Consider the following 19,548-nt stretch of genomic DNA (forward strand, 5'->3'; position numbering starts at 1 on the left):
GGGGAGGAAGAGCCATGAAGACAATCATCATCGCCGCGGCGCTTCTTCTTCCGCAGATCGCCCCCGGAATCGCGCTCGCCCAGCAGATCCCCCCTGCCCCGCCCGCCGTGGTGGACAAGGTGGTGAAGGAGAGCTTCACCAAGCTGCCCGACGGCTGGGCCGCGCGGCTCGTGCCCGACGAGACCATGGAAATCTGCTCGGTCACGCGCAACCAGCCCTCCGCCAAGCAGGCCGAGGCCATCATGGCCCGCGAGGCCAAGACGGTGAAGTATCCGCAAGGCAGCGTGCTCGGCGACTGGAAGAAGGGCGCGGAAGTCGCGCAGAACGGACGCGGCGGCCAGTTCTCCGATCCGCCCGGCACAGTGAGCGGCGGCAATTGCTATGCCTGCCACCAGATGGACCCGAAGGAAGTCAGCTACGGCACCCTCGGCCCGAGCCTCGTCAACTATGGCGCGGAGCGGAAATTCTCAGCCGAGGATGCCAAGGCCGCCTATGCCAAGGTCTACAACGCGCAGGCCGTGTTCGCCTGCTCGCCCATGCCGCGCTTCGGGCACAATGGCGTGCTCAGCGAAGAGCAGATGAAGGACGTGGTGGCCTATCTGTTCGATCCCAACTCGCCGGTGAACAAGCCGGCGAAATGAGGTGACAGGCGGGGGCGCTCCGGTGCCCCCGCCTTTTCCTTTTCAGCCCTTGCCCTGCTTGCCGAGCCACGCATCGAAGGGCTCGCGCGCATAGGCACCTTCCGCCACATAACGGAACAGCGCGGAGAATTCCGGCCGTGGCAGCAGGCCTGGCATACGCGCCACCTCCTTCGGCTTTCCATCCACCTCGGCGAAGAACTGGAAGGTGGGCGTGGCGCGGATGCGCTCGCGCTGGCCGAGCGCCTTTTCGGTGAGCCGCGCGCCGTCGAGGAAGGTCACCTCCCGCGCGCCGAACAGATCCAGATGCACGATGTCGAACGCCTCCCTGACGGGCGTCTCGATGGCCGGATCGGCGAAATAAACGGTGTGCAGTTCCTTGCAATAGATGCAGCCGCGCTGGCTCCACTGCAGCGCGAAGCCCCGCCCCTTCCCGCGCGCGGCGGCGAAATCTTCCGGCAGGTCGAGGAAGCTGTCCACGTACCAGTCTTCGGTATAGAGCCCGTCGTCGCCGAGGTGCGCCTTGGCCTGCGCGGCGGCGGGAACGAGCGCCGCGAGCCCCGCCGAGGCCTTCAGGAGGCGCCGGCGGCTGAGCGTGGGGTCTGCCATGGGGAGGTCCTCCTGTCCTATCCGATGGTGCCGAGGCCGGGCGCGGCATCGAGCAGCCATTGGGCGATCTCGGGCATGAAGCCGGTCATGAAGGCGATGCCGGTGAGGATGAGCAGCCCGCCAGCGATCTTCTCCACGAGGCCGAGCCGGCTGCGCGCCGCCCGCGTCCAGGCGAGGAACCGCTCGGTGAAGGCCGCGGCGATGAGAAAGGGAATGCCGATGCCGGCGGCATAGATGGCGAGCAGCAGCATGCCCCGCCCCACCGACGCCTCGGCCCCGGCGATGAGCAGGATCGCCGCCAGCACCGGCCCCACGCAGGGCGACCAGCCGAAGCCGAAGGCGAGCCCCACCACATAGGGCCCGATCAGTCCCGCCGGCCGTGCCATGGGCTCCAGCCGCGCCTGCCGGTAGAGCAGCGGGATGCGGATGAGCCCCGTCATGTGCAGCCCGAACACCACCAGCAAGGCACCGGAGAGCAGCGTCAGGGTCTCGATATGATCCATCAGCACCCGCCCCAGCGAAGAGGCGGTGGCCCCGAGCAGGATGAAGACGGAGGCGAAGCCGAGGACGAACAGCAAGGCCGCGCCGAGGATGCTGCGCCGCGCGGGCGCGGCGCCCTCCCCGTCCTCCGCAGCCGCACCCGCGAGGAAGCCGAGATAGGCCGGCACCAGCGGCAGCACGCAGGGCGAGGCGAACGAGAGGAGGCCGGCAAGGAACGCCCCTGCGAGGCTGACATCGAGAGACATGCTCCTCCCCGATCGTTGGAAACCGCGTCGGTTCAAGGTGCGCGGATTGGTCCTTGCCCAAGATATATGCGAATGCGATAATATGTCTTGTGAAATCCACGTCTGGATTGTGAATTCATGCGCCCTTCAGCGGTCCTGATGCTCGCGGCCGGCCTCATCCCGGCCGGTCTTTCGGTATTTCTCGCGCCTGCTGCCTCGGCGCGGGAGCTGCTGATGTTCGAGCGCAAGGGCTGCGCCTATTGCCTGAAGTTCGACCATGACGTGGCGCCCATCTACGAGAAGACCGACGAGGGGCAGCGCGCGCCGCTCCGCCGGGTGGACCTCTCCAACGGTGCGCCGAGCGACGTGGTGCTGGCCGCGCCGGTGCGCTTCACGCCCACCTTCGTGCTGGTAGACGAGGGGCGCGAAGTCGGGCGCATTACCGGCTATGCTTCAGATGAAGCATTCTGGGGCCTGCTGGGCTCGATGCAGAACACGATGCGGGACACGATACAGGACAGGATGGCAGGCGCGCGGCCGTAAGGTCGCCCCGCCAGGATTGAGAAGGCAGGCACATGTCGATCGTTTCCAGGCGCCTTGAGGACGAACTGCGGGAAGGCCCGGAGATTTCGCCCGAGCTCGACCGCCTCATGCGCAACGCCCGCAAGGCGAGCGACTTCCTCAAGGCGCTCTCCCACGAGAACCGCCTGCTGCTCCTGTGCCTGCTGGCGGAGGGCGAGCGCTCGGTGACGGAGCTGGAGAACATCCTGTCCCTGCGCCAGCCCACGGTCTCCCAGCAGCTGGCGCGCCTGCGCCTCGACGATCTCGTCACCACGCGGCGCGACGGCAAGACCATCTATTACAGCCTCGCCAACGATGATGTCCGCCGGGTGATCTCGGTCATCTACGACATGTATTGCGGCACGCCCGCATCGGACGCAAAGTAAGCTCAGTAAAAAAATGCGCCGGGCCGGCGACGGGACGCTCCATAAGTCCCGCTCCGGCCATCTCAGGGAGGAAGGCGCGCAATGGATGTTTCAAGCCCCTGGTGGACCGCGCTCGCCGGTCTCGCCGTGGGCGGGGTGGTCGGCTTCGCCGTGTTCCGCGCCCGCCTGTGTACCTTCGGCGCGCTGGAAGACGCCATGGTGGGCCACGACTGGCGCCGCATGAAGGTGTTCGCGCTCGCCCTCGGCCTCGCCGTGTTGGGCACGCAGGCCCTCACCATGGCCGGCATTCTCAGCCCCGACCGCACGAACTACGTCACGACTGCCCTACCCTGGCTCGGCATCCTCACCGGGGGCGTGCTGTTCGGCCTCGGCATGGCGCTGGTGGGCACCTGCGCCTTCGGCTCGCTGGTGCGCCTGGGCTCGGGCGACCTGCGCAGCCTCGTCGTGCTGCTGGTGTTCGGCGCGGTCGCCTACGCGACCTTGCGCGGCATCTTCGCCGGCATCCGGGTGGACGGGCTGGAGCGCGTCGCCCTTCTGCTGCCGGCCGGTACCGCCAGCGACCTGCCCTCCATCATGGGGCGCCTCACCGGGCATGATTTCAGGGGCATCCTCACCGCCGTCGCGGGCGTCGCGCTGGTGGCGCCGGCCTTCGCCGACCGCAGGCTGCGCCGCGCCGGACGGCTGATGACGGCGGGGGTGATGCTGGGCCTCGGCGTGGTCGCCGGCTGGCTCGCCACCACCTGGCTGGTGGACGAGTTCGCCCACCCCATGGCGCCGCAGAGCCTCACCTTCGTCTCGCCGGTGGCGCGCGCCCTGTTCGGCGTGCTGTTCGAGCCCACGAGCCTCGCCGAGTTCGGCGCCGGCAGCGTCTTCGGCGTCGCCCTCGGCGCCTTCGCCGCCGCCAGGCTCGCGGACGAATTCCGCTGGGAAGCCTTCGACGACCCGCGCGAGATGAAGCGCCATCTGCTCGGCGCGGTGCTCATGGGCTCCGGCGGCATCCTCTGCGGCGGCTGCACCATCGGGCAGGGCCTGACGGCCGGTTCCCTCTTCGCCTTGTCCTGGCCGCTCGCGGTGGCGGGCATGGCGGTGGGCGCGCGGCTCGGCATCGCGCTGCTGATGGAAGGCTCTCTCACCGGCTTCGTGCGCCAGAGCGTGGCCGGCCGCTTCGGCTTCCACAACAAGCCCTGACGGTGTGCCTCAGGCGGCGGCGCGCGGCCACACGATGGTCGCCCTCAGGCCGGCGCCATCGCGACGGTTCTCCAGCGTGAGCCGGGCACCGGCGCGGGCGGCGGCCATGGTGGCGATGGTGAGCCCGAGGCCGCTTCCCGCCCCGCTGCGGCTGCGGCCCCGGTAGAAGCGGCGCGTCACCAGCGGCAGCTCATCCTCGGGAATGCCCGGCCCCTCATCCTCCACGCACAGCCCGCCGGCGCAGGGACGCCAGGCAATGGTGCCGCCGGCCGCATGTTCGACGGTGTGCTCCACCGCGTTCTCGTGCAGGTTCCGCAGCATCAGATGCAGCGCCTCGCGGTCGCCCTTCAGCTTCACCGCGTCGAGGGCGTCGTCCACCACCACAAGCGCCGTGCCGGGCTTCGCCGTCTGGCGCACGATGTCGCGCAGCAGCGCCCCGGCCTCCGTCTCGCCGGAGGCTTCCAGCGGCGGGGACGGTGTGCCTTCCAGCTTGGCCAGCGCCAGCAACTGCCGCACGAGGCGGGTGGTGCGGTCCACGGAGACGAGGATCTGCCGCAGCGCGCCTTCCCGCGTCGGCGCGTCGTGCGCCGCCAGCGCGATCTGGGCCTGCGTCTTCAGGCCGGCGAGGGGCGTGCGTAATTCGTGGGCGGCGAAGGCGGTCACGTCGCGCTCCTGCCGCCGCGCGGCCTCCACCTTGGCGAACAGGCCGTTGATGGCCTCCAGCAGCGGGCGGATCTCGGCCGGGGCCGCGGCGGGCGCCACAGGGCGCATGTCCTCGCCGTCGCGGGCGGCGATGTCGCCGGCCACTGCATGAAGCGGCGCGAGCCCCCGGCCGACGCTGATCCAGATCAGCAAGCCCAGCAAGGGCACGATGAAGATCACCGGCGCCAGCAGTCCCGCCACCAGATCGCGCACCAGCCGGTCGCGCAGGCCGATGCGGTCGCCCACCATCACCCGCACGCCCTTGTCCGGATCGAGGATGGTGTAGACCCGCCAGGGCTCGCCGTTCACCGTGCGCTCGGAGAAGCCTTCCGCGGGCCCCGCCAGCGCCTCCTCCGGTGCACCGCCGGATTTCGCGACGAGGCGGCCATCCAGCGACCAGATCTGGCACGAGAGCTGGCGCTCGTAGCCGGCCTCCGGCGGAGTAGTCGCCTGCGCCACGGCCTCGGCGGCCGCGATGTTGCCGCCGGCCACCAGCGAATGGACCATGCGCGCCGCCTCCTGCAAGCGGGTGTCCAGCACATGCTCCAGCTCGCTGCGGCTGGAGGCGTAGATCCAGCCGGTGGCGCACAGCCAGATGACGCCGGTTGCCGCCAGCAGGATCAGCACCAGCCTGCGCTTGAGCGAACTCATGCCGGCCCCCTGACGCGATAGCCGAGGCCGCGCACGGTCTCGATGGTCTCGCGGCCGACCTTGGCCCTCAGATTGTGGATGTGCACCTCGACGGCGTTGCTCTCCACCTCCTCCTGCCAGCCGTAGAGCCGCTCCTCGATCTCCATGCGGGAGCGGATCACGCCGGGCCGCTCCATGAGCGTGGAGAGCACCGCGAATTCCCGGCGCGAGAGGGCGATGGACTGCCCGTCCAGCGTCGCGGCGAGGGTGGCGGGATCGAGCACCAGCGCGCCCACCTTGAGCAGCGGGCCGGCCCGGCCGTGGCCGCGGCGGGCGATGGCACGCACCCGGGCGTTCAGTTCGTCGAGGTCGAAGGGCTTGCCGAGATAGTCGTCGGCGCCGCCATCGAGGCCGCGCACCCGGTCGGGCGCCTCATCGAGGGCGGTGAGCAGCAGCACGGGCGTCGCATCGCCTTGCGCGCGCAGGCCGGCGAGCATGTCGAGGCCGGAGCCGTCCGGGAGCATCACGTCGAGCACCACCGCATCGAAGCGCGCGGCCGCGAGCGCCGCCCGCGCATCGGCGCAGGTCGTCGCATCATCCACCGTCGCCCCGGCGAGGCCGAGCCCCACCTTGAGGCCGTCCATCAGGATCGGATCGTCCTCGACGACCAGTATGCGCATCACCGCTCTCCTTGCCCCTTCCCTTCTACCCCGACCTTAAGGCCCGCTTAAGGTGGGCATCCGAGGGAGCGGTCATGGCCGCGAACACGCTCCGCTCTCCCCTCTCCCCCCTCCGCCGCGCGCTCGCCGTGCTGGCGCTGGCCGTGCTGTCGGCCACCGGCGCCGGCTCCGCGCTGGCGCAGGGCCGCATCCTGAAGGCGGACGAGGCCTTCACCGTCTCGGCGACACGGGGGGCGGACGGCGACCTCTCCCTGAGCTGGCGCATCGCGCCGGGCACCTATCTCTATCGCGAGCGCCTGAAGGCCGGGAAGGACGGCGCCGCCGTGCCCCTCGCCTTGCCGCCGGGCGAAGAGAAGGATGATCCGAATTTCGGGCCGGTGGAGATCTATCACCGGTCCGTCACTGCGCAGGCCACCGGCCTGCCGGCGACGGGGGCGCTGGACATCTCCTTCCAGGGCTGCGCCGAGCAGGGGGTCTGCTACCCCGCCGTGACGCGGCGGGTCGATCTCGCGACCCTCGCCATAACCGCCGCCCCTCCGCGCGCCGAAGCCGCGCCCGTGGAGCAACCGGGGACCGCCGCCTACCCGGCCGCAGTGCCCGAGGCCCCGGCGCCCGAGACCCAGGCGCAGCCCGGCGCCATGGATGCGCTGTTCCACGGGGGCCTGCTGCCCCTCCTCGGGGCCTTCTTCGGCCTCGGCCTGCTGCTCGCCTTCACACCCTGCGTCTTCCCCATGCTGCCGATCCTCTCCGGCATCCTCGCGGGCGGCGGAGCGAAGCCGACGCCGGCCCGCGGCCTCGCCTTGTCCGGCGCCTATGGCCTTGCCATGGCCGCCGCCTACGGCGTGCTCGGCATGGGCGCCGCCTGGACCGGCGCGAACCTTCAGGCGGCGCTGCAGACGCCGTGGGCCATCGGCCTGATGGCCGCCGTGTTCGTCGTGCTGGCGGGCGCCATGTTCGGCCTCATCGATCTCGCCGTCCCCTCCGCGCTGGCGGCGCGGCTGCCGTCGGGTGGGCGCGGCTCCATCGCGGGGGCGGCGGGCCTCGGCTTTGCCTCGGCGCTGGTGGTGGGGCCCTGCGTGACGCCGCCGCTCGCCGCCGCCATGCTCTATGCGGCGCAGACGGGCGATGCCGCGCGCGGCGCCTCCGCTTTGTTCATGCTCGGCCTCGGCATGGCGGCGCCGCTGGTGGCGGTGGGGGCGTTCGGCGCGCAGATCCTGCCCCGCTCGGGGCGCTGGCTTCTCGCCATCAAGCAGGGTTGCGGCGTGCTCTTCCTCGCCATCGCCGCATGGCTCGCGGCGCGCGTGCTGCCCGATGCCGTCGGCCTTGCCCTCTACGGCCTTCTCGCCATCGGCCTCGGTGTGTTCGCCGGCGGCTTCGATACGCTGGCCTCCGACGCCGACGTCCGCCGCCGCATCGGCAAGACGGCGGGCATCGCCGCCGTGGCGGGCGGGCTCCTGCTGCTGGTCGGCGCGGCCGGCGGGGCCAGTGATCCGCTGCGGCCCCTCGCCTTCCTCGCCGCGCCGGCCCGCCCGGTCATCGCGGAAGCGCGGGAGGTGCGGGTGTCGTCTCCTGCGGCACTGACGCGGGCCCTCGCCGCCCGCCAGGACGGCCGCCCCACCCTCGTCTCCTTCACCGCCGACTGGTGCACGGTCTGCAAGTCCAACGAGACGGCGATGGCGGCCCCAGCCGCAGCCGCCCGCCTGTCCGGGCTGGATCGGATCGCCGTGGACGTGACCCGGTATGGCGACGGCGCGCAGGCCCTGATGGGCCGCTACGCGGTCATCGGCCCGCCCACCCTGTTCCTCCTCGATCCCGCCGGGCGCGAGGTGCCGGGATCGCGCCGCGTGGGCGCGCTGACCCTCGCCGACATCGACCACCTCGCCATTGAGGCAGGGCTCTGATCCCATGACCGAAGGACACCCCATGCAACGCAGGGACTTCATCCGCATCGCCGCCCTCGCGGCCCTGATGCCGGCCGTACTGACGCGCGCAGGCACCGCCTGGGCGGAAGGCGTCGACGTCAACGCCATCCTCCGCGACCCGGCCGCGCCGACCTTCGGCAATGCGGACGGCGACGTCACCATCGTCGCCTTCCTCGATTACAACTGCCCCTTCTGCAAGAAATCGGCGCCGGACCTCGCCCGCGTGGTGAAGGAGGACGGGCACATCCGCCTCGTCTACAAGGACTGGCCGGTGCTCACCGAGGCTTCGGTCTACGGCGCGCAGCTGGCGCTGGCGGCGACCTATCAGGACCGCTACGAGGCCGTCCACAACGCGCTGATGGCCATCCCCGGCCGCCGCATCGACGAGCCCACCATGCTGAAGGCGGTGGCCGGCTCGGGCGTCGATCTCGACCGGCTGATGGCGGATCTCAAAGCCCACATCGCCGACATCGGCGCGCTCCTGAAGCGCAACGCCGCGCAGGCGGACTCGCTCGGCCTCAGCGGCACGCCCACCTATCTGGTCGGCCCGCTGCTCGCCTCCACCCTTGACTACTCAAGCTTCAAGCGCGCCGTGGCCGAAGCCCGCCGCCGCCAGACCGCAGGGGAGTGAGCCGGCCTTGGATTCCCTTCCCGCGTCCCCCCTGCTGTCCCGCCGCGGTCTGTTCACGACCCTCGTCCTGCCTCTGGCTCTCGGCGCCTGCGTGACCACGCAGGACGAGATGCCGGTGAAGGCACCGCGCGTCGCCCCGGCCGATGCCGCGCGCTATGGCGCGCTGGAGGACGGCGGCTTCCGCATTCCCGCCGCCGACCCGGACGACATCAAGCCGCGCAACGTGCGCCAGCTGGTGAACAACCCCACCGGGCAGGAGCCGGGCACGCTGGTGGTCGATCCGAAAAACCGCTTCCTCTACCTCGTGCAGGAGAACGGCAAGGCGCTGCGCTATGGCGTGGGTGTCGGCCGCGAAGGGCTGGAATTCTCCGGCACGGCGAACGTGGGCAACAAGCGCGAATGGCCGAGCTGGCGGCCCACCGACGCCATGATCGCGCGCGAGCCCGCCAAGTATCGCCCCTGGACCGGTGGCATGGCGGGAGGCGAGACCAATCCCCTCGGCGCCCGCGCGCTCTATCTGTTCAAGGACGGCAAGGACACGCTCTACCGCATCCACGGCACCAACGAGCCCTGGACCATCGGCGAGGCGGTCTCCTCCGGCTGCATCCGCATGATGAACCAGGACGTGATCGACCTGTACCGCCGCGTGCCCAACGGCACGAAGGTGGTGGTGCTTCCCGTCTGAGTTCTCCAAGCCCGCGCGGCGTTTGAGCGAAGGCAACGCAACACTCTTTCCACCCGTCCATTGTCCCGCGACGGGGGGATGCGCGAGCGCCCGGACCCTGCACGGTCCGGGCGCTCGTTGTTTCAGGGGGTCAGTAGCGGGCGTCCGCCGGCTTCTTGTCCTTCGGCCAGTCGTTCACCTTGGGGGCGAAGTCCGGCCGCGGCATGTGGCTGAAGTATTCGGCCACATCCACCGCCTCCTGATCGGTGAGGCCGCCCTGGCCCAGCGGGAAGCCGCCGTGGAAGCCGATGGGCATGTTGCGCTTCACGAACGCCGCTGCCGTGTAGGTGCGCGCCATGCCCGCGCCGATGTTGAAGGACTGATCGCCCCACAACGGGGGATAGACGAAGGCGCCGGTAGCGTCCTTGATGCCCTCGCCGTTCGAGCCGTGGCAGACGGCGCACTGGGCGGCGTAGACCTTGGCGCCGTTCTCGGTGTCCGGCTTGATCTGCCCGCTGATCTTGCCTACGCCGCGGCCCTCCACCTTGTCCTCGGGCTTGGTCTCCCGCTTCATCCAGTCGAAATAGGCGACCATGGCCTTCATGTCGTCGCCGTCCTTGGCGAGCGGTTTGCCGTTCATGGAGCGCAGGAAGCAGCCGTTGATACGGTCTTCCAGCGTGATCTCCCGCCCGGCCCGTGGCGCATAGCTGGGGAAGAAGGCGGAGACGCCCACATAGGGCGAGCCGTCGGCCACCGTGCCGGCATTGAGGTGGCAGCTGGAGCAGTTCAGCACGTTGCCGACATTCTTCGGCAGCAGAGTGTGCGTCTCGGTGTTGAGACGCATGCCACGCACCAGCTGGGTGGCGTTGGGCTCGTTGAGCACGTCGGCGATGCGCGGGGTGTCGAAGGGCCGGGTGTCCACCTTCGGGTCGAGGGTGGCGCGCGCCGCCTTCACCTCGCCGGCCGTGACCGGCGCCGCCCCGCCGCCCCAGCTGGCGCGGACGAAGGAGAGGATGTCGGCGATCTCGTCGTCCCCCAGACGTGCGAAGCCGGGCATGGTGAAGACGCGGGCATGGGCCTGCGTCTGCGCCGTCGCCCAGCCGGTCAGGGTGATGTGGACGAGCGTCGAAGGGTCCTTGGCCGCCACGGTGGGATTGCCGGCGAGCGGCGGGAACACCTTGGCGACGCCGGCGCCGTTGAGGCGATGGCAGTCGGCGCAGAACTGGGCATAGGCGAGCCCGCCCCGGCTGGTGAACATGGCGGCGGGAACTGCCGAGGCCACGCCTATGTCTGGCGTCGCCTGGCGCGGTGCGCGCGGCTGGTCGTTGGGCAGGCCGCCGAGATAGGTGGCGATGGCCACAAGATCAGGGTCGGTGAAGTTCTGGGTGGAGTTGTGGATCACTTCGGTCATGGAGCCGGAGACGGTGCCGAAGCGGTTCTGGCCGGTCTTCAGCAGCTCCACCGTGTCATCCACGTCGCCGAGGCCGCGCAGATTGACCGCATTCCACTCCTCCACCTTGGAGCCGGAGAGGAACTTTTCGCCGCCGCCATCCGTATCGGACATGGCGCGTTCCTGGAAGCCGATGCCCCGCGGCGTATGGCAGGCGCCGCAATGGCCGAGCCCCTGCACCAGATAGGCGCCGCGATTCCACACCTCGCCTTTGCCGGCATCGGCGACGAAGGGGTGGCTGTCGAGGAACATCTCGTTCCAGAAGGCGAGCGTCCAGCGCTGGTTGAAGGGGAAGCCGATGCCGGACGGCCGGTTGAGACTGTCCACCGGGGCCACGCCGTTCATGAGATAGACGTAGAGCGCATACATGTCGTCCGGCGACATCTTCGCGTAGGACGGGTACGGCATGGCCGGGTACATGTGGGTGCCATCGGCGGTCACGCCCTTGCGCATGGCGCGATCGAAGGCGCCGAAGCTGTAGCGGCCGATGCCGGTCTTCGGATCGGGCGTGATGTTGGTGGAATAGAGCATGCCGAACGGCGTCTCCAGTCCGCGCCCGCCGGCCATGGGCTTGCCGTCCGCCGTGGTATGGCAGGCGACGCAGTCGCCCAGCTCGGCGATGTACTTGCCGCGCGCAACCAGTTCCGCGTCCGCCGCCTGCGGCAGCGCGCGGCCGCCATCATCAATGCGCGGCGGGGTGACGACCCACCAGAACACGGCCGCTCCAACCACCGCGACGCCGGCTGCGGCCGCCGCGAGTGTCTTCAATCGCGGCCTGCGCCGGATTGTCCCTTCGTCGTTCATGGAACGACCTCCTGTCATGGCCGGCGCCCCGAACGCGCGCACGAACCCCTCCGGAAAAACGGCATCCCGTCCCTCCGGCGAGTCGCGGCTGCTTTCGCACCGCCTTCCAAGTCCCGCGCCACGACACTACAGCTGCACCGCAGCAGGGCATTGACGCACCGCAACTGTGAAATTCCCGCCCTCGCCTTGCGGCGCCGCCACGGCCGCCTATCTGGACGGGAGAAAGGAGCGGCCACAGGCGAACCGGATCCGGCGCCGGGCGGCCGTCATCGACATCATGTCCGACAAGATCATCATCCCCTGCCCCCATTGCGGGCAGCTCAACCGCCTGCCCGCCGAGCGGCGCGGCGGCGGACGGTGCGGTTCGTGCGGGCAGGCCCTGTTCACGGGCCATCCCGTGACGCTCACCACGGCGGCGTTCGACCGGCAGATCGGCTCGGACGACCTGCCGGTGCTGGTGGATTTCTGGGCCGGCTGGTGCGGCCCCTGCCGCGCCATGGCCCCGGCATTCGAGGGCGCCGCCGCGACGCTGGAGCCCCGCGTGCGGCTGGCCAAGGTAGACACGGAGGCCGAACCGCAGCTCGCCGCCCGCTTCCAGATCCGCTCGATCCCGACGCTGATCCTGTTCCGCGGCGGCCGGGAAATCGCCCGCCAGAGCGGCGCCCTCTCCGGCGCGCAAATCCGCGCCTTCGTGGAGCAGCACGCCGCCGGCGCGACGGGCTGAGCCATGGCGGAGCGCACGCGGTCGGAACCGCGCTCAGTGGCAGGTTCCGGCCTGATCGCGGCCCGCCGATTTCGCCACACGAACGATGGCCTCCGCCACCACGCGGTGGAGGCTCGCCGGCACATGGTGCCCCATGCCGTCGACCAGCAGGAATTCGGCACCGGGGATCGAAGCCGCGGTGTCGGCGCCGCAGGCCGGCGGGATCAGGGGATCGCAGGCGCCGTGGATGACCAGCGCGGGCCCGGCGATGGTGGCGAGCCGGGCGCGGCGGTCCCCCGCCACGGCCATGGCGGCGAGCTGCCGGCCCGCGCCGCCGGGATCATGGGCGCGTCTCGCCTCCTCCAGCACGAGGCGGCCATGCGCGCCTTCGTCCACCGGATGCGCCGGGCCGGCGATGCGGCGGGCGAAGGCGAGGCTGTGGGCCACAAAGCCGGCTTCGTCGCGGGCCGGATCGGGCGCGGGGCGCATCATCAGCGCCATCACGTCCGGCTCGGCCTGAGGCAGCGCCGGATTTCCGGTGCCCGACATGATCGAGGTGAGGGACAGCACCCGTCCGGGGTGCTCGCTCGCCATGATCTGCGCGATCATGCCGCCCATGGACAGGCCGACCACATGCGCCCGCGGAATGGCCAGGGCATCGAGCAGGCCCACCGCGTCGGCCGCCATGTCGGCGAGGGTATAGGGAACCTCCGGCCGCCGCCCCGCCATCAGCGCGGCGACGAGGCCGCCGAGATCCGGCGGCGCGTGCTGGCCGAGATGGGTCGAGCCACCGGCATCGCGATTGTCGAAGCGGATCACGCGAAAATCGTGCCCCGCGAGGGCCGCACAGAAGGGCTCGGCCCAGCGGATCCTCTGAACGCCGAGACCCGCGACCAGCAGGATCGCTTCGCCGTCCTGCGGGCCGAAGCTGTCGAAGGCGATGTCGAGACCGTTGGCTTTCACGAGGGGCATGGCGACATCCGGGAGAACGCCCCAATTAATACCCGGACAAAATTATAGTCAATATTACCCGGATCAAATTTTCGGACTGGCCTGTCCCAGCACCATCGCCAGCGTATCGGCGACGCTCCGCTCAAGGGTGCCGCCCGGTCCTTCCGAGAGGGCCGGAAGCTCCAGCACGTCGCGCAGGATTCCGACCCCCATCAGCAGCGCCGCCGCCAGCGCCGCACGCTGCGTGGCGTTGGTGTCGAGATGCGCGCCCAGCGGCGTCACGAACTCCTCCATCACCGCCGTACGCAGCACCGCCGCCGCCTTCGGGCTGGTCAGGGACCGGATCAGGATGTCCATGGGCCGGACGGTCGCGTCCGGCTCGTCTTCAGCCAGCAGATGGGCTGCCAGCATCCGGGCCGGGTCGGCACCGAGAGCGTCGAAGATCTTGTCCATCTGCACGGCGCACTTCAGCGCTTCGTGAAACAGCTGCTCCTTGGAGCCGAAGGCGCGGTGCACGTAGGCGACGTCCACGCCCGCGTCGGCGGCGATCTCGCGCAGCCCGGTCTCGTCGTAGGACTGCCGCGAGAAGCGCGCGACAGCCGCCGCCAGAATGCGCTCCCGCCCGGAGGCGGGCGCCGAGCTGTCACGGGTCTTGGTCATCACATCCGTCCTCATCCGGCCTCAAGGCGTAGGAGGCCGCGGGCATCTGGTCAACACTCGTTGACTTTCACCCGTGGCTCGCGCTACAGGGATAGCAGAACCGAGGGGCGCAAGGTTCCGGAGCGGAGATTTTCATGCCTGTGCACCGGCGCGCGCCCCCCGGGACATACGTCCCCTCGAGATGAGCCTCTTGGACATCGGTCCCTTGGACATCGGTCCCTTGGAGATCTGTACCCAGGACACTTGCCACCCGATGGCGCCGCAGGGCGCGGCGGCGGCGCGGTGCGCCGGGTCTTGAACAGAACGGCCTGATTTCTCATGCAATTCCCGTATCGCGCGCCGGCGGCGAACACCGGAGCGGGCTTTCGTTCGCCTGCGCGACGGCCGACGGCCGCGCTGATCTGCATCTTCGCCCTCTCGGGCCTGCTCGCCGCCTGCGACGGACAGGGAACGCCGAAGGACGCGTCCCACCCCACGCCGGACGCAGGTCGGCCCGCGTTCGTGGTCCGGGCCACGGCCGTCGCGGTCACGAACCGCACCACCTCCGTCTCGCTGACGGGGGATGTCGAGGCCAAGGTCCTCACCCAGCTGTCCTTCCGGGTCGGCGGGCGGGTCACGGAACGCCTGGTGGACGTGGGCGCGCACGTCGCCGCCGGAGACCTGCTGGCGCGCATCGATCCCACCGAGCAGCAGGCTGAACTCGACGCCGCCACGGCCGCCGTGTCCGCCGCCGAATCCCGGCTGCGCGTCGCCAACGCCAATTTCCAGCGGCAGTCGACGCTGCTCGCCAAGGGCTACACCACCCGCGCCGCCTACGATCAGGCGACGGAGACGGCCGGCGCGGCGGAAAGCGCGCTGGAGACCGCGCGCGCCCAGCTGGGAACGGCGCGGGATGCGCTGGGCTATGCCGAGCTGCGGGCCCGCGCGGCCGGCGTCATCACCGCCCGCACCATCGAGGTGGGGCAGGTGGTGCAGCCCGCCCAGCCAGCGTTCACGCTGGCCGAGGACGACACGCGCGACGCGGTGTTCGACGTCTACGAGACCTTCTTCCACAACAGCGGCACCGACCGCATCAGGGTCTCGCTCGTCTCCGATCCCAAGGTCGTCGCGGACGGGCGCGTGCGGGAAGTCTCGCCGGTCATCGATGCGGCCACCGGCACCGTGCGGGTGAAGGTGGCCATCGACGCGCCGCCCGAAGCCATGCCCCTCGGCAGCCCGGTGACCGGAACCGTGATGTGGAAGGCGAAGCCGCGCATGGTCCTGCCCTGGAGCGCGCTGGCCTCCGATGGCGGAGACCCCGCGGTCTGGCGGATCGATCCGAAGACCCATGCGGTCTCCCTCGCCAAGGTCGTCGTGGACGCCTTCGAGACCGGCTCCATCGTGATCTCCTCCGGCCTCGCGCCGGGAGACCTCGTGGTGGTGGACGGCGCCAAGCGCCTCAGCACCGGCCAGACCGTCGACTACACACTGGAGAGCGGCTCGTGAGACACGCCCGCCTGATGCTGCTGCTTGCTTCCGCGGCCGCCCTCGCCGGCTGCAGCGAGCAGGCCGCCGCCCCCGCCGTTCCGCCCCGCCCGGTGCTAACGGCGGTGGTGCAGCCCATGTCCCGCGATGTCCTCGAAGTGGCCGGCACCATCGAGCCGCAGGTGCAGACGGACCTCAGCTTCCGCGTGCTCGGGCGGCTGCTCGCGCGGTCGGTGAACGTGGGCGATGTGGTCACGAAGGACCAAGTCGTCGCGGCCATCGACGACACGGCTTTGAAGCTCGGGGTGCGCTCCGCCCTCGCGGAGGTCGCCAACGCCCAGGCCCAGCTCACCAACGCATCCGGTACGGAGGACCGCCAGCGGACCCTGCTGGAGACCGCCGCCACCAGCCGGGCGACGTTCGAGACCGCCGAGCAGGGCCGCGCCGCCGCCGAGGCATCGCTGGCCCGCGCCCAGGCGAACCTCGTCAAGGCGCGCGAGCAGCTGGGCTACGCGCAGCTCAAGGCCGAGTTCGCCGGGGTCGTCACGGCGGTCGGCGCGGAGTTGGGACAGGTGGTTTCCCCCGGGCGCAGCGTCGTCACCATCGCGCGGCCCGACATCCGCGAGGCGGTGGTGGATATCGGCGAGGACTTCATCGGCGATATCAGGATCGGATCGCCGTTCCAGGTCAGCCTCCAGCTCGATGGGGCGCCCGTCGTGACCGGCCGGGTGCGGGAGATCGCGCCCCAGGCCGACAGCGTGACCCGCACCCGCCGCGTGCGCATCACCCTCGACAACCCGCCCGAGGCCTTCCGGCTCGGCGCGACCGTCGCGGCCCGCCCCGTCGGCAGCCTCGCGTCGGATCTGTTCATTCCCGGATCCGCCGTGTTCACCCGCGACGGCAAGTCCTTCGTCTGGCGCGTCACGGCGGAGGACCGGACGGTCCACGCCCAGGAGATCACCGCGTCCGCCGCTTCCGGCGACAAGGCGCGGGTGACCGCGGGACTGGAAGCGGGAACCCGCCTCGTGACGGCCGGCGTGCACAGCCTGTCCGAGGGTCAGAAAGTCCGTCTAGCGCAGGATGCCCAGCCGTGAAGTCGTTCAACCTGTCCGACTGGGCGCTCGAGCACCGCTCGCTCGTCTGGTACTTCATGCTCGCCTTCGTGCTCGCGGGCTTCCTGTCCTACCTGCAGCTCGGCCGCGAGGAGGACCCCGCCTTCACCATCAAGACCATGGTGATCCAGGCGCAATGGCCCGGCGCGTCGGCTCAGGAGATGACGCGGCAGGTCACCGACCGCATCGAGAAGAAGCTCGAGGAGCTTGAGGCGCTGGACTACACCCGCAGCCTCACTGTGCCGGGCCAGACGACGATCTTCGTCAACCTGCGCGACACCACCAAGGCGCGCGATGTGGTGCCCACCTGGCTGCAGGTGCGCAACATGGTCAACGACATCCGCGGCACCTTCCCGCAGGGGGTGACGGGGCCGCAATTCAACGACCGGTTTGGCGACGTCTACGGCAACATCTACGCCTTCACCAGCGACGGGCTCACCCAGCGCCAGCTGCGCGACCGGGTGGAGGAGGTGCGCGCGCAAGTGCTGACCGTGCCCAATGTCGGCCGCGTGGAAATCATCGGCGCGCAGGACGAGGTGATCTTCCTCGAATTCTCCACCCGCAAGATGGCCGCCCTCGACATCGACCAGCGCGCCGTCCTCACCTCGCTCCAGGCGCAGAACGCGCTGGTGCCCTCGGGCGTGCTGCAGGCCGGGCCGGAACGCATCGCCGTGCGCGTCAACGGGCAATTCACCTCCGAGGAGAGCCTCAAGGCGATCAACCTCCGGATCAACGGCCGCTTCTTCCCCCTCACCGACATCGCCACCATCCGGCGCGGCTATGTGGACCCGCCGCAGGCGCTGTTCCGCTTCAACGGCGAGCCGGCCATCGGCCTCGCCATCGGCATGAAGGCCGGCGCCAACCTGCTTGAGTTCGGCGAGGCCCTGAAGGCGGAGATGGCGCGCATCGAGGCCGACCTGCCGGTGGGGGTCGGCGTGCATCTCGTCTCCGATCAGCCGCAGATCGTGGAGGAGGCCGTGGGCGGCTTCACCCGCGCGCTGATGGAGGCGGTCATCATCGTGCTCGCCATCAGCTTCGTCAGCCTCGGGCTGCGGGCGGGACTGGTGGTGGCGATCTCTATCCCGCTGGTGCTCGCCATCACCTTCATGGTGATGGCCTATACCGGCATCTCGCTCCAGCGCATCTCGCTCGGCGCGCTCATCATCGCCCTCGGCCTGCTGGTGGACGACGCCATGATCGCGGTGGAGATGATGGTGGCGCGGCTGGAGGCCGGCGACACGCTCAGGAAGGCCGCCACCTACGTCTACACCTCGACGGCGTTTCCCATGCTCTCGGGCACGCTGGTGACGGTGGCCGGCTTCATCCCCATCGGCCTCAACAGTTCCAACGCCGGCGAATTCACCTTCACCCTGTTCGTGGTCATCGCCGTGTCGCTGCTGGTGTCGTGGCTGGTGGCGGTGCTGTTCACGCCGCTTCTCGGCGTCGCGATCCTGCCGAAGAGCCTGCCCCATCACAAGGAAGGCGGCGGCCGCTTCGCCCGCGCGTTCGCATGGATCCTGAAGCGCGCCATGCTGTGGCGCTGGACCACCATCGGCGTGACGGTGCTGGTCTTCATCCTCTCCCTCGCCGGCATGGGCCTGGTGCAGCAGCAGTTCTTCCCGTCGTCCGACCGCCGCGAGCTGATCGTCGACTGGAACCTGCCGCAGAATGCCTCCATCGCCGAGACCAACGCCCAGATGGCGCGCTTCGAGCAGGAGGCGCTGAAGGGCAATCCCGACATCGACCACTGGTCCACCTATGTGGGCACGGGCGCCCCGCGCTTCGTGCTGCCGGTGGACGTGCAGCCGGCGGATGTGGCGTTCGGCCAGACGATCATCGTCACCAAGGGGTTGGAGGAGCGCAACCGCCTGAAGGGGCAGTTCCAGGCCTATCTCGACAAGGCCATGCCGGGCACCGACGCCTTCGTCCACGTCCTCGACATCGGCCCGCCCGTCGGCCGTCCGGTGCAGTACCGGGTGAGCGGGCCGGACATCCAGCAGGTGCGCACCACCGCCCTGGACTTCGCCAGCGTCATGCGCGGCAACCCGCACCTAGGCAACGTGGTGTTCGACTGGATGGAGCCCGCCCGCGTCATCAAGGTGGACGTGCTTCAGGACAAGGCGCGCCAGCTGGGCGTGACCTCCGAGGACATCGCCGGCGCGCTCAACGGCGTGCTGGACGGCACGGCCATCACCCAGGTGCGGGACGACATCTATCTCGTGACGGTGCTCGGCCGCGCCAATGCGCAGGAACGCCAGTCCATCGAGACCCTGCGCGACCTGCAGCTGCCCGGCTCGGACGGGCGCTCCGTGCCCCTCGCGGCGGTGGCGACCCTGCGCTACGAGATCGAGCAGCCCACCATCTGGCGGCGCTCGCGGCTGCCGACCATCACGGCGAAGGCCGGCATCATCGATGCGGTCCAGCCGAACACGGTGGTGGAGCAGCTGACGCCCGCCGTCGCGGCCTTCAACGCGAAGCTGCCGCCCGGCTATCGCGTCGTCATCGGCGGCGCGGTGGAGGAGAGCCAGAAGAGCCAGGCCCCCATTCTGGCGGTGATGCCGCTGATGCTGTTCATCATGGCCACCATCCTGATGATCCAGCTCCAGAGCTTCCAGCGGCTGGTGCTGGTGTTCGCCGTCGCCCCGCTGGCGCTCATCGGCGTGGTTGCCGCGCTGGTGCCGAGCGGCGCGCCACTGGGCTTCGTCGCCATCCTCGGCGTGCTGGCGCTCATCGGCATCCTCATCCGCAACTCGGTGATCCTGATCGTCCAGATCGAGCATCTGCGGGCCGAGGGCCACCCGCCGTGGGAGGCGGTGCGGGAGGCGACGGAGCACCGCATGCGGCCCATCATGCTCACGGCGGCGGCGGCGAGCCTCGGCCTCATTCCCATCGCCCGCGAGGTGTTCTGGGGACCCATGGCCTACGCCATGATGGGTGGCATCATCGTGGGAACGGTGCTGACGCTCCTGTTCCTGCCGGCGCTCTATGTGGCCTGGTTCCGCATCCCCGCACCGAAGGCCGGGGATGGCCCGCAAGGCCCCGACGCGACCGGCGCGCACACCGGGTGA

At 70.2% G+C, this 19,548-nt stretch carries 18 protein-coding genes; 11 read left to right on the forward strand and 7 right to left on the reverse strand.

Going from position 1 to position 19,548, the window contains the following annotated elements:
- Nucleotides 1-14: 14 nt before the first annotated feature.
- Nucleotides 15-641: a sulfur oxidation c-type cytochrome SoxX gene (soxX, locus tag XAN126_RS0121785; protein ID WP_024280676.1), complete on the forward strand. Its 627-nt coding sequence runs from the start codon at nt 15-17 to the stop codon at nt 639-641.
- 42 nt (nt 642-683) lie between these two features.
- Here soxX and XAN126_RS0121790 read toward each other — a convergent pair whose 3' ends face one another.
- Both XAN126_RS0121790 and XAN126_RS0121795 read right to left on the reverse strand, forming a co-directional pair.
- On the reverse strand, nt 684-1,247 hold the full coding sequence (locus XAN126_RS0121790) for a thioredoxin family protein (protein ID WP_024280677.1): 564 nt from the start codon (nt 1,245-1,247) through the stop codon (nt 684-686).
- 17 nt (nt 1,248-1,264) lie between these two features.
- Nucleotides 1,265-1,993 carry a cytochrome c biogenesis protein CcdA gene (locus tag XAN126_RS0121795; protein ID WP_024280678.1) on the reverse strand — a complete coding sequence of 243 codons (729 nt, stop codon included), beginning with the start codon at nt 1,991-1,993 and terminating at the stop codon, nt 1,265-1,267.
- Nucleotides 1,994-2,110: 117 nt separating this feature from the next.
- Here XAN126_RS0121795 and XAN126_RS26610 point away from each other — a divergent pair, with 117 nt between their 5' ends.
- The 3 genes from XAN126_RS26610 to XAN126_RS0121810 all read left to right on the forward strand — a co-directional run bounded on the left by XAN126_RS26610 (nt 2,111) and on the right by XAN126_RS0121810 (nt 4,107).
- Nucleotides 2,111-2,515, forward strand: a complete 405-nt coding sequence (locus XAN126_RS26610; RefSeq protein ID WP_024280679.1) for a thioredoxin fold domain-containing protein — start codon at nt 2,111-2,113, stop codon at nt 2,513-2,515.
- 32 nt (nt 2,516-2,547) lie between these two features.
- Nucleotides 2,548-2,919, forward strand: coding sequence for a metalloregulator ArsR/SmtB family transcription factor (locus XAN126_RS0121805; protein ID WP_024280680.1), 372 nt, complete (start codon nt 2,548-2,550; stop codon nt 2,917-2,919).
- Nucleotides 2,920-3,000: 81 nt separating this feature from the next.
- Entirely contained in the window at nt 3,001-4,107 is a 1,107-nt protein-coding gene (locus tag XAN126_RS0121810; RefSeq protein WP_024280681.1) for a YeeE/YedE family protein, read from the forward strand.
- A 9-nt stretch (nt 4,108-4,116) separates the two neighbouring features.
- On the opposite strand, the gene XAN126_RS0121815 is transcribed toward XAN126_RS0121810, so the two are convergent.
- Together XAN126_RS0121815 and XAN126_RS0121820 are read right to left on the reverse strand one after the other, a co-directional pair.
- Entirely contained in the window at nt 4,117-5,460 is a 1,344-nt protein-coding gene (locus XAN126_RS0121815; protein ID WP_024280682.1) for an ATP-binding protein, read from the reverse strand.
- Nucleotides 5,457-6,119 carry a response regulator gene (locus XAN126_RS0121820; protein ID WP_024280683.1) on the reverse strand — a complete coding sequence of 221 codons (663 nt, stop codon included), beginning with the start codon at nt 6,117-6,119 and terminating at the stop codon, nt 5,457-5,459. The genes XAN126_RS0121815 and XAN126_RS0121820 overlap by 4 nt, the downstream gene beginning before the upstream one ends.
- A gap of 74 nt (nt 6,120-6,193) precedes the next feature.
- Here XAN126_RS0121820 and dsbD point away from each other — a divergent pair, with 74 nt between their 5' ends.
- The 3 genes from dsbD to XAN126_RS0121835 are packed head-to-tail and all read left to right on the forward strand — an operon-like array spanning nt 6,194 to nt 9,357.
- Nucleotides 6,194-8,020 carry a protein-disulfide reductase DsbD gene (gene dsbD, locus XAN126_RS0121825; RefSeq protein WP_024280684.1) on the forward strand — a complete coding sequence of 609 codons (1,827 nt, stop codon included), beginning with the start codon at nt 6,194-6,196 and terminating at the stop codon, nt 8,018-8,020.
- 22 nt (nt 8,021-8,042) lie between these two features.
- Nucleotides 8,043-8,672 carry a DsbA family protein gene (locus tag XAN126_RS0121830; protein ID WP_024280685.1) on the forward strand — a complete coding sequence of 210 codons (630 nt, stop codon included), beginning with the start codon at nt 8,043-8,045 and terminating at the stop codon, nt 8,670-8,672.
- Between the two features lie 7 nt (nt 8,673-8,679).
- The gene (locus tag XAN126_RS0121835; RefSeq protein ID WP_051460658.1) at nt 8,680-9,357 is read left to right on the forward strand and encodes a L,D-transpeptidase; all 678 of its coding nucleotides are present in this window, start codon (nt 8,680-8,682) and stop codon (nt 9,355-9,357) included.
- Nucleotides 9,358-9,487: 130 nt separating this feature from the next.
- Here the strand turns inward: XAN126_RS0121835 and XAN126_RS0121840 are convergent, their stop codons facing one another.
- Nucleotides 9,488-11,590 (reverse strand): c-type cytochrome, encoded by a 2,103-nt coding sequence (locus XAN126_RS0121840; RefSeq protein ID WP_024280687.1) that lies wholly within the window; start codon nt 11,588-11,590, stop codon nt 9,488-9,490.
- Nucleotides 11,591-11,867: 277 nt separating this feature from the next.
- Between XAN126_RS0121840 and trxC the strand changes: the two genes are divergently transcribed.
- A complete protein-coding gene (trxC, locus tag XAN126_RS0121845) occupies nt 11,868-12,314 on the forward strand; it encodes a thioredoxin TrxC (protein ID WP_024280688.1) in 447 nt (148 codons plus the stop codon).
- 33 nt (nt 12,315-12,347) lie between these two features.
- Here the strand turns inward: trxC and XAN126_RS0121850 are convergent, their stop codons facing one another.
- Together XAN126_RS0121850 and XAN126_RS0121855 are read right to left on the reverse strand one after the other, a co-directional pair.
- Nucleotides 12,348-13,265, reverse strand: a complete 918-nt coding sequence (locus tag XAN126_RS0121850) for an alpha/beta hydrolase (protein ID WP_024280689.1) — start codon at nt 13,263-13,265, stop codon at nt 12,348-12,350.
- A 63-nt stretch (nt 13,266-13,328) separates the two neighbouring features.
- Nucleotides 13,329-13,904: a TetR/AcrR family transcriptional regulator gene (locus XAN126_RS0121855; RefSeq protein ID WP_024280690.1), complete on the reverse strand. Its 576-nt coding sequence runs from the start codon at nt 13,902-13,904 to the stop codon at nt 13,329-13,331.
- 318 nt (nt 13,905-14,222) lie between these two features.
- Here XAN126_RS0121855 and XAN126_RS0121865 point away from each other — a divergent pair, with 318 nt between their 5' ends.
- Genes XAN126_RS0121865 through XAN126_RS0121875 form a run of 3 tightly spaced genes read left to right on the forward strand, consistent with a single transcriptional unit; the run spans nt 14,223 to nt 19,548 of the window.
- Nucleotides 14,223-15,389: an efflux RND transporter periplasmic adaptor subunit gene (locus tag XAN126_RS0121865; protein WP_024280691.1), complete on the forward strand. Its 1,167-nt coding sequence runs from the start codon at nt 14,223-14,225 to the stop codon at nt 15,387-15,389.
- Between the two features lie 14 nt (nt 15,390-15,403).
- Nucleotides 15,404-16,462, forward strand: coding sequence for an efflux RND transporter periplasmic adaptor subunit (locus XAN126_RS0121870; protein WP_029877571.1), 1,059 nt, complete (start codon nt 15,404-15,406; stop codon nt 16,460-16,462).
- Complete coding sequence (locus tag XAN126_RS0121875; RefSeq protein ID WP_024280693.1) at nt 16,459-19,548, forward strand: efflux RND transporter permease subunit; 3,090 nt, start codon at nt 16,459-16,461, stop codon at nt 19,546-19,548. The genes XAN126_RS0121870 and XAN126_RS0121875 overlap by 4 nt, the downstream gene beginning before the upstream one ends.

The sequence above is a fragment of the Xanthobacter sp. 126 genome (assembly GCF_000526175.1).
In the GTDB taxonomy this organism is placed as follows: Bacteria; Pseudomonadota; Alphaproteobacteria; order Rhizobiales; family Xanthobacteraceae; genus Xanthobacter; species Xanthobacter aminoxidans.

What these genes read in the sequence shown, in the direction of transcription:
- soxX (WP_024280676.1), top strand. Translation starts at nt 15, where the DNA reads ATGAAGACAATCATCATCGCCGCGGCGCTTCTTCTTCCGCAGATCGCC.
- XAN126_RS0121790 (WP_024280677.1), bottom strand. Translation starts at nt 1,247, where the DNA reads ATGGCAGACCCCACGCTCAGCCGCCGGCGCCTCCTGAAGGCCTCGGCG.
- XAN126_RS0121795 (WP_024280678.1), bottom strand. Translation starts at nt 1,993, where the DNA reads ATGTCTCTCGATGTCAGCCTCGCAGGGGCGTTCCTTGCCGGCCTCCTC.
- XAN126_RS26610 (WP_024280679.1), top strand. Translation starts at nt 2,111, where the DNA reads ATGCGCCCTTCAGCGGTCCTGATGCTCGCGGCCGGCCTCATCCCGGCC.
- XAN126_RS0121805 (WP_024280680.1), top strand. Translation starts at nt 2,548, where the DNA reads ATGTCGATCGTTTCCAGGCGCCTTGAGGACGAACTGCGGGAAGGCCCG.
- XAN126_RS0121810 (WP_024280681.1), top strand. Translation starts at nt 3,001, where the DNA reads ATGGATGTTTCAAGCCCCTGGTGGACCGCGCTCGCCGGTCTCGCCGTG.
- XAN126_RS0121815 (WP_024280682.1), bottom strand. Translation starts at nt 5,460, where the DNA reads ATGAGTTCGCTCAAGCGCAGGCTGGTGCTGATCCTGCTGGCGGCAACC.
- XAN126_RS0121820 (WP_024280683.1), bottom strand. Translation starts at nt 6,119, where the DNA reads ATGCGCATACTGGTCGTCGAGGACGATCCGATCCTGATGGACGGCCTC.
- dsbD (WP_024280684.1), top strand. Translation starts at nt 6,194, where the DNA reads ATGGCCGCGAACACGCTCCGCTCTCCCCTCTCCCCCCTCCGCCGCGCG.
- XAN126_RS0121830 (WP_024280685.1), top strand. Translation starts at nt 8,043, where the DNA reads ATGCAACGCAGGGACTTCATCCGCATCGCCGCCCTCGCGGCCCTGATG.
- XAN126_RS0121840 (WP_024280687.1), bottom strand. Translation starts at nt 11,590, where the DNA reads ATGAACGACGAAGGGACAATCCGGCGCAGGCCGCGATTGAAGACACTC.
- trxC (WP_024280688.1), top strand. Translation starts at nt 11,868, where the DNA reads ATGTCCGACAAGATCATCATCCCCTGCCCCCATTGCGGGCAGCTCAAC.
- XAN126_RS0121850 (WP_024280689.1), bottom strand. Translation starts at nt 13,265, where the DNA reads ATGCCCCTCGTGAAAGCCAACGGTCTCGACATCGCCTTCGACAGCTTC.
- XAN126_RS0121855 (WP_024280690.1), bottom strand. Translation starts at nt 13,904, where the DNA reads ATGACCAAGACCCGTGACAGCTCGGCGCCCGCCTCCGGGCGGGAGCGC.
- XAN126_RS0121865 (WP_024280691.1), top strand. Translation starts at nt 14,223, where the DNA reads ATGCAATTCCCGTATCGCGCGCCGGCGGCGAACACCGGAGCGGGCTTT.
- XAN126_RS0121870 (WP_029877571.1), top strand. Translation starts at nt 15,404, where the DNA reads ATGCTGCTGCTTGCTTCCGCGGCCGCCCTCGCCGGCTGCAGCGAGCAG.